This window comes from Xenorhabdus sp. PB61.4 (assembly GCF_963894935.1).
Taxonomy (GTDB): domain Bacteria; phylum Pseudomonadota; class Gammaproteobacteria; order Enterobacterales; family Enterobacteriaceae; genus Xenorhabdus; species Xenorhabdus stockiae.
This window is the reverse complement of sequence record NZ_CAWQJR010000057.1, coordinates 1-17,161: the sequence shown is the minus strand read 5'-3', so window position 1 is coordinate 17,161 and position 17,161 is coordinate 1. Positions and strand designations below refer to the sequence as shown.

Sequence of the window (17,161 nt, the reverse complement as noted above, 5' to 3'; positions counted from 1 at the left end):
TAATAAGTGGGATGCCATTCATTGGCATCCATTAATGAATCATTTTAGGGAAAAATAGATAAAAAATGCTACCTGAACAAAACATTATCCGTGAAAGTGCTGAAATTCACTTTGCTGATGAATTGGAACGTCTAACTAAAGCGGATAAAAATAATCCTAAACCACAAGGCTGGCTACGCTCCCCTCGGGCAGTGCGTCAGTTTATTCTTGGTGATGAAGAACTCAATATTACACCAAAATTTTTCGGTGATGATGCGTTGGTAGACCGTGCCATTGTAACCCTGCTTGGAAAGCAAGGCCTAATGCTGGTTGGCGAACCGGGAACAGCAAAATCCATGTTATCCGAGCTCTTCGCTGCTGCAATTAGTGGGGACTCTGGATTAACCATTCAAGGCACTGCAGGAACAACAGAAGATCATATTAAATATTCGTGGAATTACGCATTACTATTAGCGGAAGGGCCAACAGAAAGAGCATTGATAGGTTCACCACTTTATCAGGGCATGTTACAGGGAAAAATAGTCCGTTTTGAAGAAATCACCCGTTGCCCACCGGAAATTCAGGATGTGTTAGTTTCGCTGATGTCCGAAAAACAACTAATGATACCTGAAATGGGAGAAGGTGCCCGTATCAACGCTAAACAAGGCTTTAATCTGATTGGCACAGCCAACTTACGCGATCGGGGTGTTCATGAAATGTCTTCGGCACTTAAACGTCGTTTCAATTTTGAAACCGTGAAGCCAATTCAGGATCCAGCATTTGAAATTTCCCTCATCCATTCACAATTAGAAAGAGAACTAGGTGATCTTGCTGCTTCTGTAACTATTCCCACCAGTGTCATTGAATTACTGGTCACCACTTTTCAGGAATTACGCTCAGGAAATACTCAGGATGGTGGCAACATCAAAACACCAGACGCTGTTATGTCTACTGCGGAAGCAGTAAATATCGCTTATGCCTGCGCTCTGGAAGCACACTATCTGGGAAATAATGTACTAAATGGTGGCGCAATTGCCCGGCAGTTGATCGGCGTTGTTTTAAAAGATAATCCTGATGATATCAAACGGATGCGTTACTACATGGATAACATAGCAAGAGAACGGGCCAAACAGGATGAAGATTGGAGAGCATTTTTTAATGCTTCCCGTGAATTTTGGCAGTAACAGAATGGCAGAGCATACTCTGCCTTCTGGTGAACAAAAGGAATTATTATCGTGAGTATTTCTTCAATACCTTTGCCTTCATATCTGCCTGAGCGTATTGATAACGCCCTAAAGAAATGGGTATCACTACAACAACAGAATATCTATTTCGCACCTATCCGTCATCACAGCCCTGCTTGTGCCTACGGTGTAGTATCGCTGATTGAATCCGTAAAACCTGATTATATTCTCATTGAGGGACCGGATAGTTTTAACTCTCTTCTTCCCGGGTTGTTACACAAAGACACCCGCCCTCCTGTTGCTATCATGGCTCAGGCAGAACAACAAATAACGGCTGATAAAAATGGTAATACAGAAAAACGCCATTGCACCGCGTATTTTCCATTTTGTGAATATTCACCAGAGTGGCAAGCTTTACATATAGGGCACAGTCATCAAGCTAAACTACTATTCATAGATCTCCCTTGGGCGGCGCAATGGAAAGATGAAGATAACCGCGATATTCAAAGCCGGAGCTTACAGAAAGAGCGCTACCTTGCACATAGCCAATTTATCGCTCGGTTAGCTAAAAAATGCCATTGTCGTGATCATGATGATGTTTGGGAACATCTGTTTGAACTACGCTCAATAGAGTCGCTCACAGACTGGCAACAACTCTTTTATGATACTTTTATCTGGTGTGCTTTCGCCCGACTGGATTATGAACCTCAGGTACTGGAAGCAGAAAGATCGTTACAGCGTGAAGCGCATATGCTGATGCATATCCTGACAGTTAAGCAGCATGAACCTAATGCAAAAATTCTGGTTGTTACAGGTGGATTTCATACATTGGCACTTGTGGAGGAACTTGAGAAATTCTCTGAAACACAATTCATTCCTTCGGATGCCCGACAAAAACAATTCGACAAGATGCTCAAGTTGCGGGAGAAAGATAGCTCATGGTTGATCCGTTATAGTTTTGATCGTCTTGATGCACTCAATGGCTATGCTTCAGGCATGCCTTCACCCGCATTTTATCAGCGCAGTTGGCAGAGCCTGCTTAAACAAAGACAGAACAGAGAAGCCAATCACCAATATCCAGATCAACCAACACAAATTTACCGCAATAAAACGGGAGTGGCATTTTTAACTGATGTTGCTGAAGCTATACGGCAAAAAACATTTGATAATCCCCCGAACTATCTCACCGTAAAACATGCCGCGGAGCAGAGTCTGCGGCTGGCAGCACTCAGAGGTCACGCAGGTCCGGGACGCTATGATTTACTTGATGGATTACAAAGTAGCTTTATCAAAGGTAGTCTTGATGACAGCCAGAATGAATTATGGAGTGAAATCAAAAGATGCTTCTCTGGTTATCTGCTTGGCTCTATCCCAACGGGTACAACCACTCCACCTTTAGTCGCAGAAGCCTATGAAAAAGCGAAAAATTTTCGTTTCAAACTTGATGACACACTGATAAAAATCACCAAACTGGATATCTACCGTAATCCACAACATCGTTTACGAAGCCGCTTTCTACATTTACTGGCATTCCTGGAGATCCATTTCGCTCACCGGACTAACGGACCTGATTTTCTCTCCGGGCATCAGCTTGATCTCTTATTTGAAGAGTGGCAATACGCATGGACACCAGCGGTTGAAGGTGAGCTTATTGCTCTTTCGGAAAAAGGCAGCCAGCTAGAAGCGATCGCACTCGACAAATTATTGATGCTGGAAAAGCGATTAGAAGAACAGGGGCAAAGCCGCTCTAGCCAGAGTGTTACCTCATTACTGACTCAAGCGGTGATAATCGGGCTGCATCAACGTATTCCGATACTTCTCCAATTACTTGATAAGTATATCCAACAGGATTTTCGTCTGGACTCCCTAATCACCTGTGGTCATCAGTTAATACACTTATGGCGTGGACGAACATTCTTTGATATTACAGATCAATCCATACTGGAGAACAGGTTATATCAGGTTATACCTCAGGCGTTTTTCTGTCTGGATCAAATCTCTCAGGGTGATGAACAACAGCAGGAAACCCACCTGCAAGCTCTTTTATCATTGCGAGAACTGATCGAATTTATGCCTATGATCAGCCAAATACAAAACAGTAACCATTCATATCAAAGCGATTTTTACCAACAACTAAACCGACTGGATGGAAAACTGGATGAAGTTCCCCTGCTTAAAGGAGCAATTGATGCACTGCGTTATCTTGGCGATCAAATAGATGAAAATCTGCTGACTGATAGTCTAGAGAAAACCTTCAGTACGGGTAGTGATCCTGAAAAAGCAATCGGCTATTTCGTCGGCATTATGCGCACTGCTCCTGAGTTAGTGATCAAAACACCAATATTAATTGATCACTTAAATCGATTATTAAGTCAGTGGGATGAACAACGTTTTATCCAAATACTTCCCGATTTACGTTTTGCATTCAGCCAACTAACGCCAAAGCAAAATGAAGAATTGTCTCGCTATATCGCTGGAGAAATCGGTCTGTCAAGACAGGAACTGTCTCTATGGCAAACCGAATTCAGTGAGAAAGAGATGCTGGAAGCTACTGGGTTAAATCAGAAGTTACATACCCGTTTATCAGAACAGCAATTGCTTGGATGGTTTAATACCGATAAAGGGAAATATAAATGAGCCAACATGATGATATGCCTGATGACAAAAAGCAGCAGGCAAAACGCTGGCGCCTTGTGCTCGGGCAATATGCGGATAATGCTCTGGGACAAGCTTCATTTAATGCAGAAGATTTTAAAATCGAACGAACTCTCGATTTTCTCTATCGCAGAGAATATCAACGCAGGGGGCTACATCAGGGACAAGGACGTCATGGTTCACTGGATGCTTCGCAACTGGCCGCCGTAAACTGGCTCAATCAGGCCCGTAAACTTTTCCCGAACAGTACGTTCGAGCGTATGCAATCACAGGCAATAGAACGTTATGAAATCAATAGCTTTTTGAATGATCCACAAGCTTTGAAAGCAATGGAACCAACAAAAGCACTAGCAAAAGCGCTGATGAGTCTACGCGGGAAAATGAATGAAGAAACCCGGGAAGCAGTAAGGCAAATTATCCGTCAAGTAGTGGAAGATATTCTACACCGGATACGCAATAACTTCCGCCAGTCTCTGACGGGACGCAGAAATCGCTTTCGTCGTTCTCTTATCCCCAACAGCCGTAATTTTGACTGGAGAGCAACTATTGCCGCTAACCTGAAAAATTATGATACCAGTAATAAACAGTTATTGATTGAAACACCTTACTTCAATTCCCGGATGCAACAGCATATGCCATGGGATGTCATTCTCTGTGTCGATCAGAGCGGCTCAATGGCCAGCTCGATTATGTATGCTGCAATTTGTGCCAGCATTCTCGCCTCGTTACCTACAATAAACGTTTCCCTAGTGGTATTTGATACTCAGGTTGTTGATCTGAGCCATCTTGCCCATGATCCCGTTGAAGTACTGATGACTGTGCAATTGGGTGGAGGAACTGATATTGCAGGTGCGATGCAATATTGTGAAACATTAGTCAAAAACCCTAAACGCACTATTGTTTCATTGATTAGCGACTTCGAAGAAGGAGGTTCCTTAGCTAGGTTACTGGATTGTACCCAGCGCCTGCACAGCCAACAAATTAAGTTACTAGGGCTCGCAGCTCTGGATGATGAAGCAATGCCTGCATATGACTCAACCATAGCTCAGAAACTGGCAGACAGGGGCATGCACGTCGCAGCGTTAACACCGGAACACTTTGCACAATGGCTCGCGGAGGTGATGCAATGAGTTGGCAGACAATTTATCTCCACTATGATGAAGATGCCTTGGCAGTCTTCGCCAACATGGGATTATTACGGCGAGCACGTAAAGATGTTGATAATGGTAAAGTTGCATTAATAGATCCGCAAGGTGGTATTTTTAACAGCGATGGGCAACAGGTTGTTTTAGATGCTCAGGGCATACAAAAAGCACAATGCAATTGTCCCGCATCAGATTGTTGTAAACATATTTTGGCAACTGTTCTGTGGCTACAAGCAAACAGTACAGAACAAGCATCAGAAGAAAAACCGATAAATGAAACTATACTTCAATCTTCTGAGTCGCTGATATCTGAATTACTTTCCCTCTCCCCTGAGGAATTAATTAAACTAACAGGTAAAGTTAATTGCCGCCTGGCAATACGTTTGTTACAGCAATGGGAACAAGATCAGAAACAAATACGTACAGAAGATATCGATTCCCAGCTGAAGATCTATCTGCCTGAGTTTGAGGAACCTATCATTTTCCTAAAGAAAAGCGGTTATAAAGGTATGCTTTCTTCTCTGCCTGAAAACCAGCGTAAGGCTCTTCATCTTGCTGCGGTAGTAAAACTATTTAAACAATACCAGCAATCCTGGGTATGGCCAGATGAGTTAAATGTTATACCAAGTGAAAAACAGCCGCTCAGCAAGGATGAAAAAAACCTCATAGCGATTATTAGTCAGTTCATAGAAGAACTATTACGACAAGGTTTATCCCATATCAGTCGTAGCAGTGCCACTCAACTTCATCTACTGAACATGTCTGCCAAAGCAGAAGGATTGCCATTGTTAGCTTCTTATTTAAGAGGATTAAGCGGACAAGTAAAACTGCTGGCAGATAAACATTTCACTATGGACGAAGGAAGGATTTTACACTTTTTAGCCCAGCTTTCTGCTTATCTGTATCAACTGACTCACGCAGCACCAGACCAGTTAATGAAACTGCGCGGAATTCCACGCAAACAATATGATGAAAAAAATACTACCTTATCATTAATTCCTATCAGTGCAGACTGGTGGACAACAAACAGTGGCGCACTAGGTGCAACTTTTACTTTCTGGAACGACGAAGAGAAACAATTATTACAAAGTACTCAGGCAAGAGCCAATCGTCACGATCCTCACTTTAACTGTCATGGAGTCTGGTCAACATTATCTGTCTGGAAACAAACTGCTGATAAGCTTATGCGCCGACCTTTCATACTTCATTTCCCAAGAATATCGGATGAAGGAAAATTAGCGACCAGTGGTGACAGTTACGCCACAAGTCAGAACACGCCTTTCAATCTGAAGCAATATCAATCTTTACGAACTCACTTTGGTATACAGGATTGGAATGAATTGCCAGATTATTTTTCACGACAACCTGATGATTTTTTCTCGCCATTATTACTGCATATAGAGAATTATCAGCCATTAGTCTGGTATGAAATTGAGCAATGTATAATATGGGAAGTAAATGATTCTAAGGGTAACTCCGCTTTCTTACGGCTTTACTGGGAAGACGCAATACACAATCACATTGAAGAGCTTCGCTATATTACGAAAAAAGAGTTGGAAATCATTGGAGTCAGTGTGCAGCCCACTCGAAGGGAACAACGTATTGATCTTATCCCAACTACATTGTGGCTAAAAAAAGGTGATGATATCACGTGGTTTTATCTTGATTTTGATTTTCACCCACGTAAGAAACAACGCTCTACATTTATCAGTCATATCCAGGAATATATGGCAAAGAAAAAACGACAGAACGCAGCACATTACTCAGATCCTACATTATCGCAAAAACTGTGCCGTCCAATTCTATCGGTATTAGAAGCACAAGCTTGTACAGGCAGGCAATCCCTTTCAATTTCACAGAAAGAGCAGCTGGATCTTAGCCGACAAACTGCGGAAGATTTGGGTATGGACTTACTGGCAAATTGTTTGCGTGATTACCTAATACTAAATAAACAGGATGCAACGGAATCACTATTACGGCTGACATGGCTATGTAACCAATTACAACAGTTACAGAGTCAGTTACCAATACAGCTGAGATAGAAGATCCAGAAATATGTAGCTTCTGAAGCAAGAAAGGAGCGTGCTGAATTTTTTAACAGATACAATTATCACCAGCCGGGTTTGATAAAAAGGCTAACTCCCTTTACCGGCTGGCTTTTGATTAAAGAGAAATTACTTCCAAAGGTTCGGGCAAAATCAACGAACAACCAGCCCCAGTAAAATCCCCACAGCACTAAAATCAGCATCGCTAAATGTGGTATTGGCGATGCCGATATCGCCAAGTACAGGCAGCAGGAATACCGGCAGGAATGTAATTAACAGGCCTTGAGCAAAAGCACCGAGGATTGCTCCCCTTCTTCCTCCCGTTGCATTACCAAAAACACCCGCAGTTGCGCCAACAAAGAAGTGAGGAACAACGCCGGGAATAATCACCGTCATATTCAGCCAATAAAGTAAAAACATGCCGATGACTCCAGCAATAAAACTGCTCAGGAAACCAATCAGTACCGCATTGGGGGCATAAGGGAAAACGACCGGGCAATCCAGTGCAGGTTTGGAGTTCGGGACTAATTTGTCGGATATGCCCTTAAATGCAGGCACAATTTCGGCAATGACCATCCTGACTCCCTGTAAAATGATATAAACCCCTGCTGCAAATGTGATCGATTGCATCAGAGAGTACATGATGCTGTTTTTTCCACCACTGATCTGCCGCACAAATTCCTGATCAGCAAACAGGCAGGTGAGAAGAAAGATAATCGCCATCGTTAGAGAGATAGAAACAGATGTATCACGCAAAAATAACAGGCTCTTTGGTACGTTCATTTCTTCTGTAGAATGCTCCCTATTCCCCAGTTTACTGCCAATAAACCCAGCCAGAACATAAGAGAGCGTGGAAAAGTGCCCAATGGCTACATCGTCAGAACCGGTCACTTTTTTCATATAAGGATGAGCAATTGCCGGAAAAAAGACCATTGAAACACCAACAACAATTGACCCCGTCGCAACAAGTGCCACACCATGGATCCCGGCGACAGAAAGAATAACAGCCACCATCATCGACATAAATAATGTGTGATGGCCGGTCAGAAATATGAATTTCCACGGAGTAAAGCGGGCAATCAGAATATTAATCACCATTGCGAAAAACATAATCATCGCCATCTCTTTGCCAAAACTTTTCTGCGCGATTGATACGATAGCTTCGTTATTCGGCACAACACCCTGAATACCAAAAGTATGTTGAAAAATAACAGCGAATCCACTCAATGAAGAAACGATAACTCCCGCACCAGCGCCCAGGATAACAAACCCGAGCAGGGTTTTTACTGTACCTTTAATACACTCGGTCACAGGTTTTTTCTGCAATACCAAACCAATCAGGGAAATTAATCCGACTAAAACAACAGGCTCTGCCAATACGTCATTCATCAGAAAGCGGAAAAAATCCATATGCGTCTCCGGTTACAATCTGCCAAGATCTTGCAATGCCGCAGACAAGCGTAATTTCATTGCAGATTTATCGAGCATATTCTCTAATACAACAACTTTTCCATTTACCTGCTGCTCAGCCAGTTGTTCTGCAATATCTTTTGTCGCAACAAAAATATCGCACTTTATTCCTTTTGCTGAGCCTAAATCTGTATGTCCGACACTGGCTTCAACACCTAATTCCTGCAAAATACTTTTAATGCTCATTTCCATTATTAGGCTGGTGCCCAAACCATGACCGCAAACAACGGTTATATTCATCTTATTTTCCTGTTAACTAAAAATAGTGGCTAATACCCCTGAATAATAGAAAAAACTTCATCCTGATTTCTGGCCTGCATTAATCGATTAATTTTTTCCTGATCATCAAATAACCCAGCCAGTTCAGCAATGACTTCTATATGGCTGTAATTACTTGTTGTAGCAAATACAAACAATAATTTAACCGGATCATTTTCTGCTGATCCAAATCTGACACCCTGTTTTATTAATGTCAGGCTCAGGGCAAGCCGATTAACGCCCTGTTCTGGTCTGGCGTGTGGTATTGCTATACCTGAACCCACAACGTAATAAGGGCCAAATTTTTCATGGGACTCATAAATCGCTTCGACATAACCAGGTTGGATCGCACCATTATTAATCAGTGGCTGACAGGCGATTTCAATGGCTTCGCGCCAATCTCTGACATCAGGAAACCATTGGATAACATCGCGGGTTAATAAGGTTCTCAGCATTGAATTTCCCCGTATACTCTTCGTCTTTCAAATTGCCTTTTTGTAGTGCATTTTGAAATCCATCCAGTATATTTCGTTAACAGACGGTTATTTCCATAAAGGGCATCGATGATTAAAAGAATAGCCAGTGCAAATCAAACCTACTGACGGAAAGAAATAAAAATCACAATAATACGGAGTAAATCACATTATGGGGAAACGATGGGGAGGTACGTAAAAAAATCCCCGAATCTAAAATTCGGGGATTAGCAGGTTATGTTAATGCATATAAATAGCCACTATTGGCTAACGGACTAAATGCAAAAAGTGAATGTGTTTTTCGTATTGATCCAAAATATCGTGGATGATCTGCTCCTGCGTCCATCCCATCAGGTCGTAATCCTGACCGCCCTCTTTGAGGTAGACCTCCGCACGATAATATTTTTGCTCTTCGATTCTTTCTTCATCTTCCAGACCGGCAAGAGCAAATGCAGGCTGAATATAACCCCGTAAACGTACTTCATAAACGAAGCTAATATTTTCGCCAAAGTCTACTTCCAGATGAATGCGGTCTTCAGCTTCATCATTAATCAAAACCGCTTTATTTTGCTTTTCCAGCTCTCCGGCAACCATACTCATTGACTGCTGGATAACTTCGCTCATAAAACGTTTTACCTGTGATCGCTTAGGATAATAGACAATATTTCTTAGCCTGCGCTGCCACGGTATCGGGTTACGGCTGGCCGTAGGCGCTATCGTCGTCATCTGTTGGCTATCTTTCTTATAGGCATCAATCCGCAATGCTTTAAGCAAGCCATATATCGAAATTAATAACACAATTGAAAAAGGAAGCGCACTGGCAATGGTTACCGTTTGCAGAGCCGATAACCCTCCTGCAACCAATAGGGAAATAGCCACAACGCCCATTAACCCCGCCCAGAAAATTCGTTGCCAGACAGGTGTATGATGAGCACCACCGGATGCCAGTGTATCAACTACCATTGCCCCGGAATCTGCTGAAGTGACAAAAAACATCACCACCATCACCATTGCAATAAATGATAAAACAGTCGGCAGAGGGAAATACTCCAGAAAATGAAACAGTGCCAGAGAAACATCTGTCTGTACGACATCCGCTAATTCTTTGGCTCCCTTATTGGCGATCAGGTCGATAGCACTATTACCGAATGCCGTCATCCACATCAAGGTAAAACCACTGGGTACAAACAGAACACCAGTTACAAATTCCCTGATTGTCCGTCCCCGGGAAACTCTGGCGATAAACATGCCAACAAACGGAGACCAGGATAACCACCATCCCCAATACAGTAATGTCCATCCCCCCAGCCAGTTACTGGACTTAGGTTCATAGGCATACAAGTTAAATGTTTTGCTGACAATTTCAGAAAAGTATCCGCCTGTGTTTTCCACAAAGGATTTCAACAACAGCACAGTGGGCCCCAAAGCAACGACCAACACAAGCAAGAGCACAGCCAGACCTAAATTCACTTCGGATAAAATCCGGATGCCTTTATCCAGACCGGAAACAACAGAAATAGTCGCCAGAGCTGTGATCGCAATGATCAGTATAACTTGCACTGTTTCATTAATAGGCAGGCCAAATAGATGGTTAAGGCCTGCATTCACCTGAAGAACGCCGTACCCAAGAGATGTCGCAACACCAAATACCGTCCCGATAACGGCAAAAATATCTACCGTGTGACCAATCGGCCCATAAATTTTATCGCCAATAATCGGATACAGCGCTGAACGCAGGGTTAAAGGCAATCCATGGCGATAACTAAAAAATGCCAGAATTAAAGCCACAATGGCATAGATCGCCCAGGCATGTAGCCCCCAGTGGAAGAAAGTTAATTGCATCGCCTGTTTAGCTGCGGCAATACTTTCAGGAGTACCCACCGGTGGTGACAGATAGTGCATCACCGGCTCAGCAACACCAAAGAACATCAGCCCGATACCCATACCCGCAGAAAACAGCATGGCAAACCAGGAAAAATAACTGAAATCGGGTTCAGCATGATCGGGGCCAAGCTTGATATTGCCGTATCTGGATAACCCCAGATAGGTAACTGAAAGTAAAATCAACGCAACGGCAAGGATATAAAACCAACTAGCATTAACAAACAAGTCTTGCTGCAAAGATTTAAACCACCTATCGGCAAGCTCTGGTTTCAAACCAGCAAATGCGACCAATGCAATGATCAAAAATGCCGAGAAGAAAAAGACTGGTGGGTTAATGTAAGTTTTCGTTTCTACCTGTCCAGTATTATCTTGACTCATACTCATCCTTCAAAAATTAGTGTCCGACACTATCTCCTATATCATTCAAAAAAATTTTGTCGAAATTCCAAAAAAATAAAATAACTCCATCAGGAGTTACCCATCACGCAAATATCTTGTGTTCATAATTTACTCAATTTTTACGTTCACGATCACCTTAACATAAAAATCAGACCAACTGTACTTATAGAGAGTTATACAAAAAATGGCATTAACAAATTAATAACATCAATAGCTAATAAGTTAAAAACAAAAAACATTAACCTCATTTTTCGTGTAATTCATTAATAGTATTTAACTGATAGTGCAACGATTTCTCATTCAGGTTAATAACTAACATAAGGAAGTTAACATCATGTTAAACGCGTTAAACAGACCAAATGGGTTAAAAGGCAAGCGAGTTGTAGTTACAGGTGGTGGACGTGATTTTGGGCAGGCTATTTCTGTCTGGCTGGCACGGGAGGGTGCCCATGTTGACCTCTGTGCTCGCCAATTAAAAAATGCTGAAGCGACCTGTGAAATTATTCAGAATGAAGGAGGAGTCGCAAGAAGCTATCAGTGCGATACCAGTGATGCACAATCAGTACGCGATTTTGCCGATCAGTTACTACAGGACAGTAAGCCCATCGATATACTGATATTAAGTGCTGCGCAGTGGCTGGAGGGTGATCTGAGTGAGAATAATAGTGATGAAGATATTATCAGCACGATAAATTCTGGGGCGACAGGTTCCATGTTATTGACCAAAATGCTATTACCAAGCCTGCGCCAGTCTCAGGGGGCTGATATTATTGCGATGGTATCAGTTTGTGGTATCCCGAACTTCACTCGCTCTGTCGCCCATCCGGCTTTTTTTGCAGCCAAACATGCTATGAGTGGTTTCTGCAACACGATTTCACACCAGTTAAGTAAAGATAATATTCGCGTGACAGGGATATACCCTCCCGACTTTGAACTTAATGGGTTTGATGAAGTTCTGGATGATCACGCAACAATGGGTAAACAAATGTTGAATGGCCGTTCGGTATGGGAATCCATACGATTTGTTCTGACCCAGCCCCGCAGTTGCCATGTCAGTGCAATTTATTTTCAGGGACCGACTTTTGAAGATATGAAACAGTTATAATCGCTCTGAAAATTTATTATTCATATTCTCCTACGGTTGATGATAATTCATCAGCCGTGATTCATATTTCTCATTACTCTTTCTAATTCATTACTCGGATTGTAAATAAAAAACTCACCTTCCATTAAAATTTGGGCATTTCTTTGAGCACCTGCATACGCTATATTTTCACCATCAAGAGTAATACTGAATTCAGATATCCCCGACAGATGTTCAATACGTACCGTAGCATTATCACTACCGTTGCGGGAATAATGGATATCACTGGCAATAGTTCCAGAAAAACAACATGCAGCAGCTAAACAACAACCACCCGAAACAGCAACCGATGAATGAACATTTTGGGGAGTAAGATATCTGATGCTAATATCACCTCCATTTACAGGTGGAGAAATAATCGCTATTTTTGGCTGAGTTATAGATTTTTTTAAATCATTCTCATTCATTAATTCCCCATCACTCTTAATAATGCCCATTTTACTCCCCATCCCTGATCTTATTGCCAAAATTTTTTCTTGTAATAATGTATTATTTTCAATTTCCTTGACACTTTCATAACCAGTGATCCCTAAATCTTTTGCATTAATAATGATCATGGGTACAACAACATCGATACAAGTAAGAGGAATATTATTAAATATATCAATTAAATTTCCTGTAGGAAAAATCGATGATGTTTTTGAACAGGCTGGAGACTCAAATAAAACATGAACTTCCGGAAAATCCCCAATAACACCGGGGATAGATGTTAATTGATATTCAGGAGACACATTAGCCATTGAACATAAAATATTTTTACGCGTATTAGTGTTATAAATATTTAGCCTGCCATCAGGCATTAGCAATTTCTCTTCAGGTAAACCTCTTATCACCAATGGTATTGATGAAGTCATATTTCCACAATTAACTTCCCATGATACCGTATTGCTATCTTTTTCAAGCTGGGCAAACGTACTAATAACTTTTTTAGATTTATCATCTATATCAATGATAAATGCTTTGTTGCTGGTAATCACTCTTCGGCCTAATCCATGTGATTGGGTATTGTCTTTAACGGTACCTAGCAAAGGAACACCCATTATGTGCCTAAGAATCTCTTCCTTTAATTCTCTTTTTTCTGGTAAATATTTTTGTAATACAACTACACCTGTAGACGTCCCGCCCCTGACATAATAGAGTGGAATTTTAATTGGAAAAGATGATTTTTTCATAAAGCTATCACTATCAATAAATTGAAACCATGGCTTGAAAATCATAAAAACGTGGGATTGCAATAAAATGACATGACATCATTTTCAATTTAATTATTTAAACCTTGAATGATGAAAAAATAGCAAAGCCATCAATAAATTGAAAATCATATTGCATTAACAATAAACAAAACCTCAATGAAACAACATGCAATAAATATATATGCATATAACACCAGATAACAGTTTAATATTTAGTGAGTTAAGCACATGGCTAAAAAACACATCTTATAAAAAAACCACCATTGTTGAAATCAACGACTTTTACAGTAAATATTTCAATAAAATCAAAACCATTTAAAAACATCGAATTTATTGTTGTATGATTATTGAAAAACATGATATACAGCTCAATGTATCTTGAGTGATAGAATATAGGAATAACAAACTCCCCAACCAAAGTTTGATTTTTAAAATAAGAAGAATATGCATCTCACTATTAAACAATAAGATTTAATGTCTCTTATTAAAATTAGGAGTAGTCATGAAGGATAAAGAACCTGACCAACTACGTCGCCTATTAGTAAAAGCCCCACTGCTGGTTCCCTTATTCACAACACTTCCCGCCTCTGCAAAAGAAAGACTGGTGTCATATTTTATCGGAGATAAATCCCCCGGTGCGATACCAACAACCGGAAAAACGCTATTACTGAAAAATGCTGACATGGTTGTGACCATGGATAAAGATAGGCGAGAAATTAAAAGAGGTTGCGTCTTTATTAAGGGTAATATCATTGTTGCTGTCGGAACGGAAAGCGAAGTACCGCAAACAGCCGATAGAGTTATCGATCTCAAAGGGCATATTGTTATTCCGGGCCTGATTAATACTCACCATCATATGTACCAGAGCCTGACCCGCGTCGTGCCATCGGCACAAGATGGCGAGCTGTTTACCTGGCTGACCGCACTATATCCGATCTGGGAAAAACTGACTCCGGAGATGATGAAAGTGGCAACCAAAACGGCGATGGCTGAATTGATGCTTTCTGGCTGTACCACTTCCAGCGATCACCAGTATATCTATTCGAACGGCATCAAACTTGATCACAGTATTGAGGCGGCACAGGAAATGGGGATGCGTTTCCACGCCTGCCGCGGCAGCATGAGTATGGGGAAAAAACAGGGCGGCCTGCCACCAGACTCCCTTGTTGAGAATGAGAAATTTATCCTGAAAGACACCCAGCGTGTGATTGAGCAGTTCCATGACGCAAAGCGCGGTGCGATGATCCGCATCGTAGTTGCACCTTGCGCTCCGTTTGCAGTAAGTGAAGTATTAATGCGTGAATCAGCAAAACTTGCCCGTGCGCACGGCGTTTCACTGCATACCCACTTGGCAGAAAACATCAGTGATATCGATTACAGCAAAAAAAACTTCAACAAAACCCCGGCTCAGTATGTGGAAGATCTTGAGTGGGTTGGTCACGATGTGTGGCACGCACATTGTGTGAAACTCGACGACTACGGCATAAAGCTGTTTGCCCGTACCGGCACCGGCGTAGCACACTGCCCTTGTTCCAACATGCGTCTGGGCTCCGGTATTGCACCAGTGCGGCATATGCTGGACGCAGGAATGCATGTGGGGCTGGGAGTCGATGGCTCCGCCTCTAACGACAGTTCAAATATGATGGCAGAAGTACGTCAGGCGCTGCTATTACAGCGCGTAGGTTTCGGCCCGGAAGCATTAACTGCCCGTGAAGCACTGGAAATCGCAACACTTGGGGGTGCAAAAAACCTCAACCGTGATGATATAGGTGCGCTGACTCCGGGTATGATGGCAGATATTGCTGTGTTTAGCCTCAAAGGCATTGGCCTTGCAGGCGCACAGCACGATCCGGTCTCAGCGCTGGTGTTCTGTAACCCGGGTAAAGTAGCGTACAACATCATCAACGGCCGCATCGTAGTTGAAGACGGTAAAGTAACTACCGTGGATGTTCCTGTCATTATTGAGCAACATAACCGCCTTGCCTACCAACTGGTTGAGGGTTAAACCATAAAAAACTTATTGAGGCCTATATTGAGAGAACTAAGCTCACGCTCCGTATCTGGATAAAGAGACTGAATCAAAAAACGATAGGTTATTCCAAAACCGAAGAAATACACGACAAAGTAATAGTAACGCTCATTGAGCGTGAATACGATATTTCACAAGCAATCTAACCATTCGAATCATAATTTTTTCCTAGACCGACCACGATAGATTGAGCAAGATAATCGTTTATTCATTCCCTTTATAAATATCAAGTTGTTATTTTTATGCTGTTTCTGGTTATGCAATAAAATAACATTGGTGTTAATACACCATATTTCTTCTAACAAGAAAAAAATAAATAAACTTCAAAATGTTACAATTCAAAATATCACACCAATTATTTACAAGAAAAAAGAATATAGTAAGCACATACAAAATAAACCATAATATAAGTTGTAATGTTAACCATTGATGACAAAAAGCTTAAAGGAAAGTATATTTAATGGCTTAATATATATTCCAGGTGTATAATTGGGGATAGGGAGCTTATTATAAAATGAAATTATTTCCATTTGTCGCACTAATATCAATTTTCACCAGCACTTCTAGTTTCGCAAAAGTGTTACCGGTTAATTGTATCAGCATTAATGATACAGTTGGAATTGATATGACTAACTTTATGTTAAATGACCTTAAAGTTAAAAAAGAAGATATAATACTGCAAAAAACAAAATCGGAATTATTATATTCAAACTCTGTAGAAATACCATTATCTAACTATTATGGAGAACAAGAAAAGAAATCTGAAGGAGTAAATAGTGAAGATCCTACAACCATAAGTGAATATGCATATACTTTTCGGGAAGATAATGCAAAAAATATTATCATAAAATTTACCTACGAAAATGTAGAGCACAAACATAATGTTTTTCTGGCTTCAGCATTAGTGAATGATCATGATTGCGCTGTTAGATTTAATGGGTATCTTATTGTAAAAAGAGAGTTTTGATAAACCATGCTATAATATTTTTCGCTAAAATCACTAACGGATATTGTGATGAAATTATCCAGATATAAAATCAAAAAGCATGATCAGGAAATAGATATAAAATTAAAACTGTTAGAAAATCGTGCGGCTTTGGGGCTTTTCGCTATTCCTTTGGTACTTGGGGCTATCGGAGGGAAAGAATTAGCTAAACTTATTCTTATTATCTGGCCTATTTATATCTTCATATAAATAAGCTTTCATAATAACGATACACTCATTTTTTTCATTCCCGGTTGTTGCCCTAATGAAAATGCAATCATAAATTCTTCAACGCACGCTAAGAGTTGCCACATATAC

General features: G+C 41.1%; 13 protein-coding genes and 1 pseudogene. 9 read left to right on the top strand and 5 right to left on the bottom strand.

Going from position 1 to position 17,161, the window contains the following annotated elements:
• The first annotated feature begins 65 nt into the window (after positions 1-65).
• From AACX68_RS04460 to AACX68_RS04445, 4 genes are all read left to right on the top strand, one after another.
• The gene (locus tag AACX68_RS04460; protein ID WP_228858439.1) at positions 66-1,163 is read left to right on the top strand and encodes an ATP-binding protein; all 1,098 of its coding nucleotides are present in this window, start codon (positions 66-68) and stop codon (positions 1,161-1,163) included.
• Between the two features lie 66 nt (positions 1,164-1,229).
• Positions 1,230-3,800 (top strand): DUF5682 family protein, encoded by a 2,571-nt coding sequence (locus AACX68_RS04455; RefSeq protein ID WP_228858466.1) that lies wholly within the window; start codon positions 1,230-1,232, stop codon positions 3,798-3,800.
• Entirely contained in the window at positions 3,797-4,948 is a 1,152-nt protein-coding gene (locus tag AACX68_RS04450) for a VWA domain-containing protein (RefSeq protein ID WP_228858438.1), read from the top strand. The genes AACX68_RS04455 and AACX68_RS04450 overlap by 4 nt, the downstream gene beginning before the upstream one ends.
• The gene (locus AACX68_RS04445; protein WP_228858437.1) at positions 4,945-7,005 is read left to right on the top strand and encodes an SWIM zinc finger family protein; all 2,061 of its coding nucleotides are present in this window, start codon (positions 4,945-4,947) and stop codon (positions 7,003-7,005) included. The genes AACX68_RS04450 and AACX68_RS04445 overlap by 4 nt, the downstream gene beginning before the upstream one ends.
• 156 nt (positions 7,006-7,161) lie before the next feature.
• Here the strand turns inward: AACX68_RS04445 and AACX68_RS04440 are convergent, their stop codons facing one another.
• The 4 genes from AACX68_RS04440 to AACX68_RS04425 all read right to left on the bottom strand — a co-directional run bounded on the left by AACX68_RS04440 (position 7,162) and on the right by AACX68_RS04425 (position 11,471).
• Entirely contained in the window at positions 7,162-8,418 is a 1,257-nt protein-coding gene (locus tag AACX68_RS04440) for a PTS ascorbate transporter subunit IIC (protein ID WP_228858436.1), read from the bottom strand.
• Positions 8,419-8,430: 12 nt separating this feature from the next.
• The gene (locus tag AACX68_RS04435) at positions 8,431-8,718 is read right to left on the bottom strand and encodes a PTS sugar transporter subunit IIB (RefSeq protein WP_228858435.1); all 288 of its coding nucleotides are present in this window, start codon (positions 8,716-8,718) and stop codon (positions 8,431-8,433) included.
• A 29-nt stretch (positions 8,719-8,747) separates the two neighbouring features.
• Complete coding sequence (locus AACX68_RS04430) at positions 8,748-9,191, bottom strand: PTS sugar transporter subunit IIA (protein ID WP_228858434.1); 444 nt, start codon at positions 9,189-9,191, stop codon at positions 8,748-8,750.
• Between the two features lie 285 nt (positions 9,192-9,476).
• Positions 9,477-11,471 carry a BCCT family transporter gene (locus AACX68_RS04425; RefSeq protein ID WP_228858433.1) on the bottom strand — a complete coding sequence of 665 codons (1,995 nt, stop codon included), beginning with the start codon at positions 11,469-11,471 and terminating at the stop codon, positions 9,477-9,479.
• A 355-nt stretch (positions 11,472-11,826) separates the two neighbouring features.
• Here AACX68_RS04425 and AACX68_RS04420 point away from each other — a divergent pair, with 355 nt between their 5' ends.
• Positions 11,827-12,597: an SDR family oxidoreductase gene (locus AACX68_RS04420; RefSeq protein WP_228858432.1), complete on the top strand. Its 771-nt coding sequence runs from the start codon at positions 11,827-11,829 to the stop codon at positions 12,595-12,597.
• A 50-nt stretch (positions 12,598-12,647) separates the two neighbouring features.
• On the opposite strand, the gene AACX68_RS04415 is transcribed toward AACX68_RS04420, so the two are convergent.
• Entirely contained in the window at positions 12,648-13,808 is a 1,161-nt protein-coding gene (locus AACX68_RS04415) for a PrpF domain-containing protein (RefSeq protein WP_228858431.1), read from the bottom strand.
• Between the two features lie 523 nt (positions 13,809-14,331).
• Between AACX68_RS04415 and AACX68_RS04410 the strand changes: the two genes are divergently transcribed.
• From AACX68_RS04410 to AACX68_RS04395, 4 genes and pseudogenes are all read left to right on the top strand, one after another.
• Positions 14,332-15,834 carry an 8-oxoguanine deaminase gene (locus AACX68_RS04410; RefSeq protein ID WP_255705270.1) on the top strand — a complete coding sequence of 501 codons (1,503 nt, stop codon included), beginning with the start codon at positions 14,332-14,334 and terminating at the stop codon, positions 15,832-15,834.
• Positions 15,835-15,857: 23 nt separating this feature from the next.
• Positions 15,858-16,004, top strand: a pseudogene (locus AACX68_RS04405) (IS1 family transposase); the annotation flags it as partial.
• A 368-nt stretch (positions 16,005-16,372) separates the two neighbouring features.
• On the top strand, positions 16,373-16,825 hold the full coding sequence (locus tag AACX68_RS04400; protein ID WP_228858430.1) for a hypothetical protein: 453 nt from the start codon (positions 16,373-16,375) through the stop codon (positions 16,823-16,825).
• Between the two features lie 48 nt (positions 16,826-16,873).
• Positions 16,874-17,053 carry a hypothetical protein gene (locus tag AACX68_RS04395; RefSeq protein WP_228858429.1) on the top strand — a complete coding sequence of 60 codons (180 nt, stop codon included), beginning with the start codon at positions 16,874-16,876 and terminating at the stop codon, positions 17,051-17,053.
• The last annotated feature ends 108 nt before the right edge of the window (positions 17,054-17,161 follow it).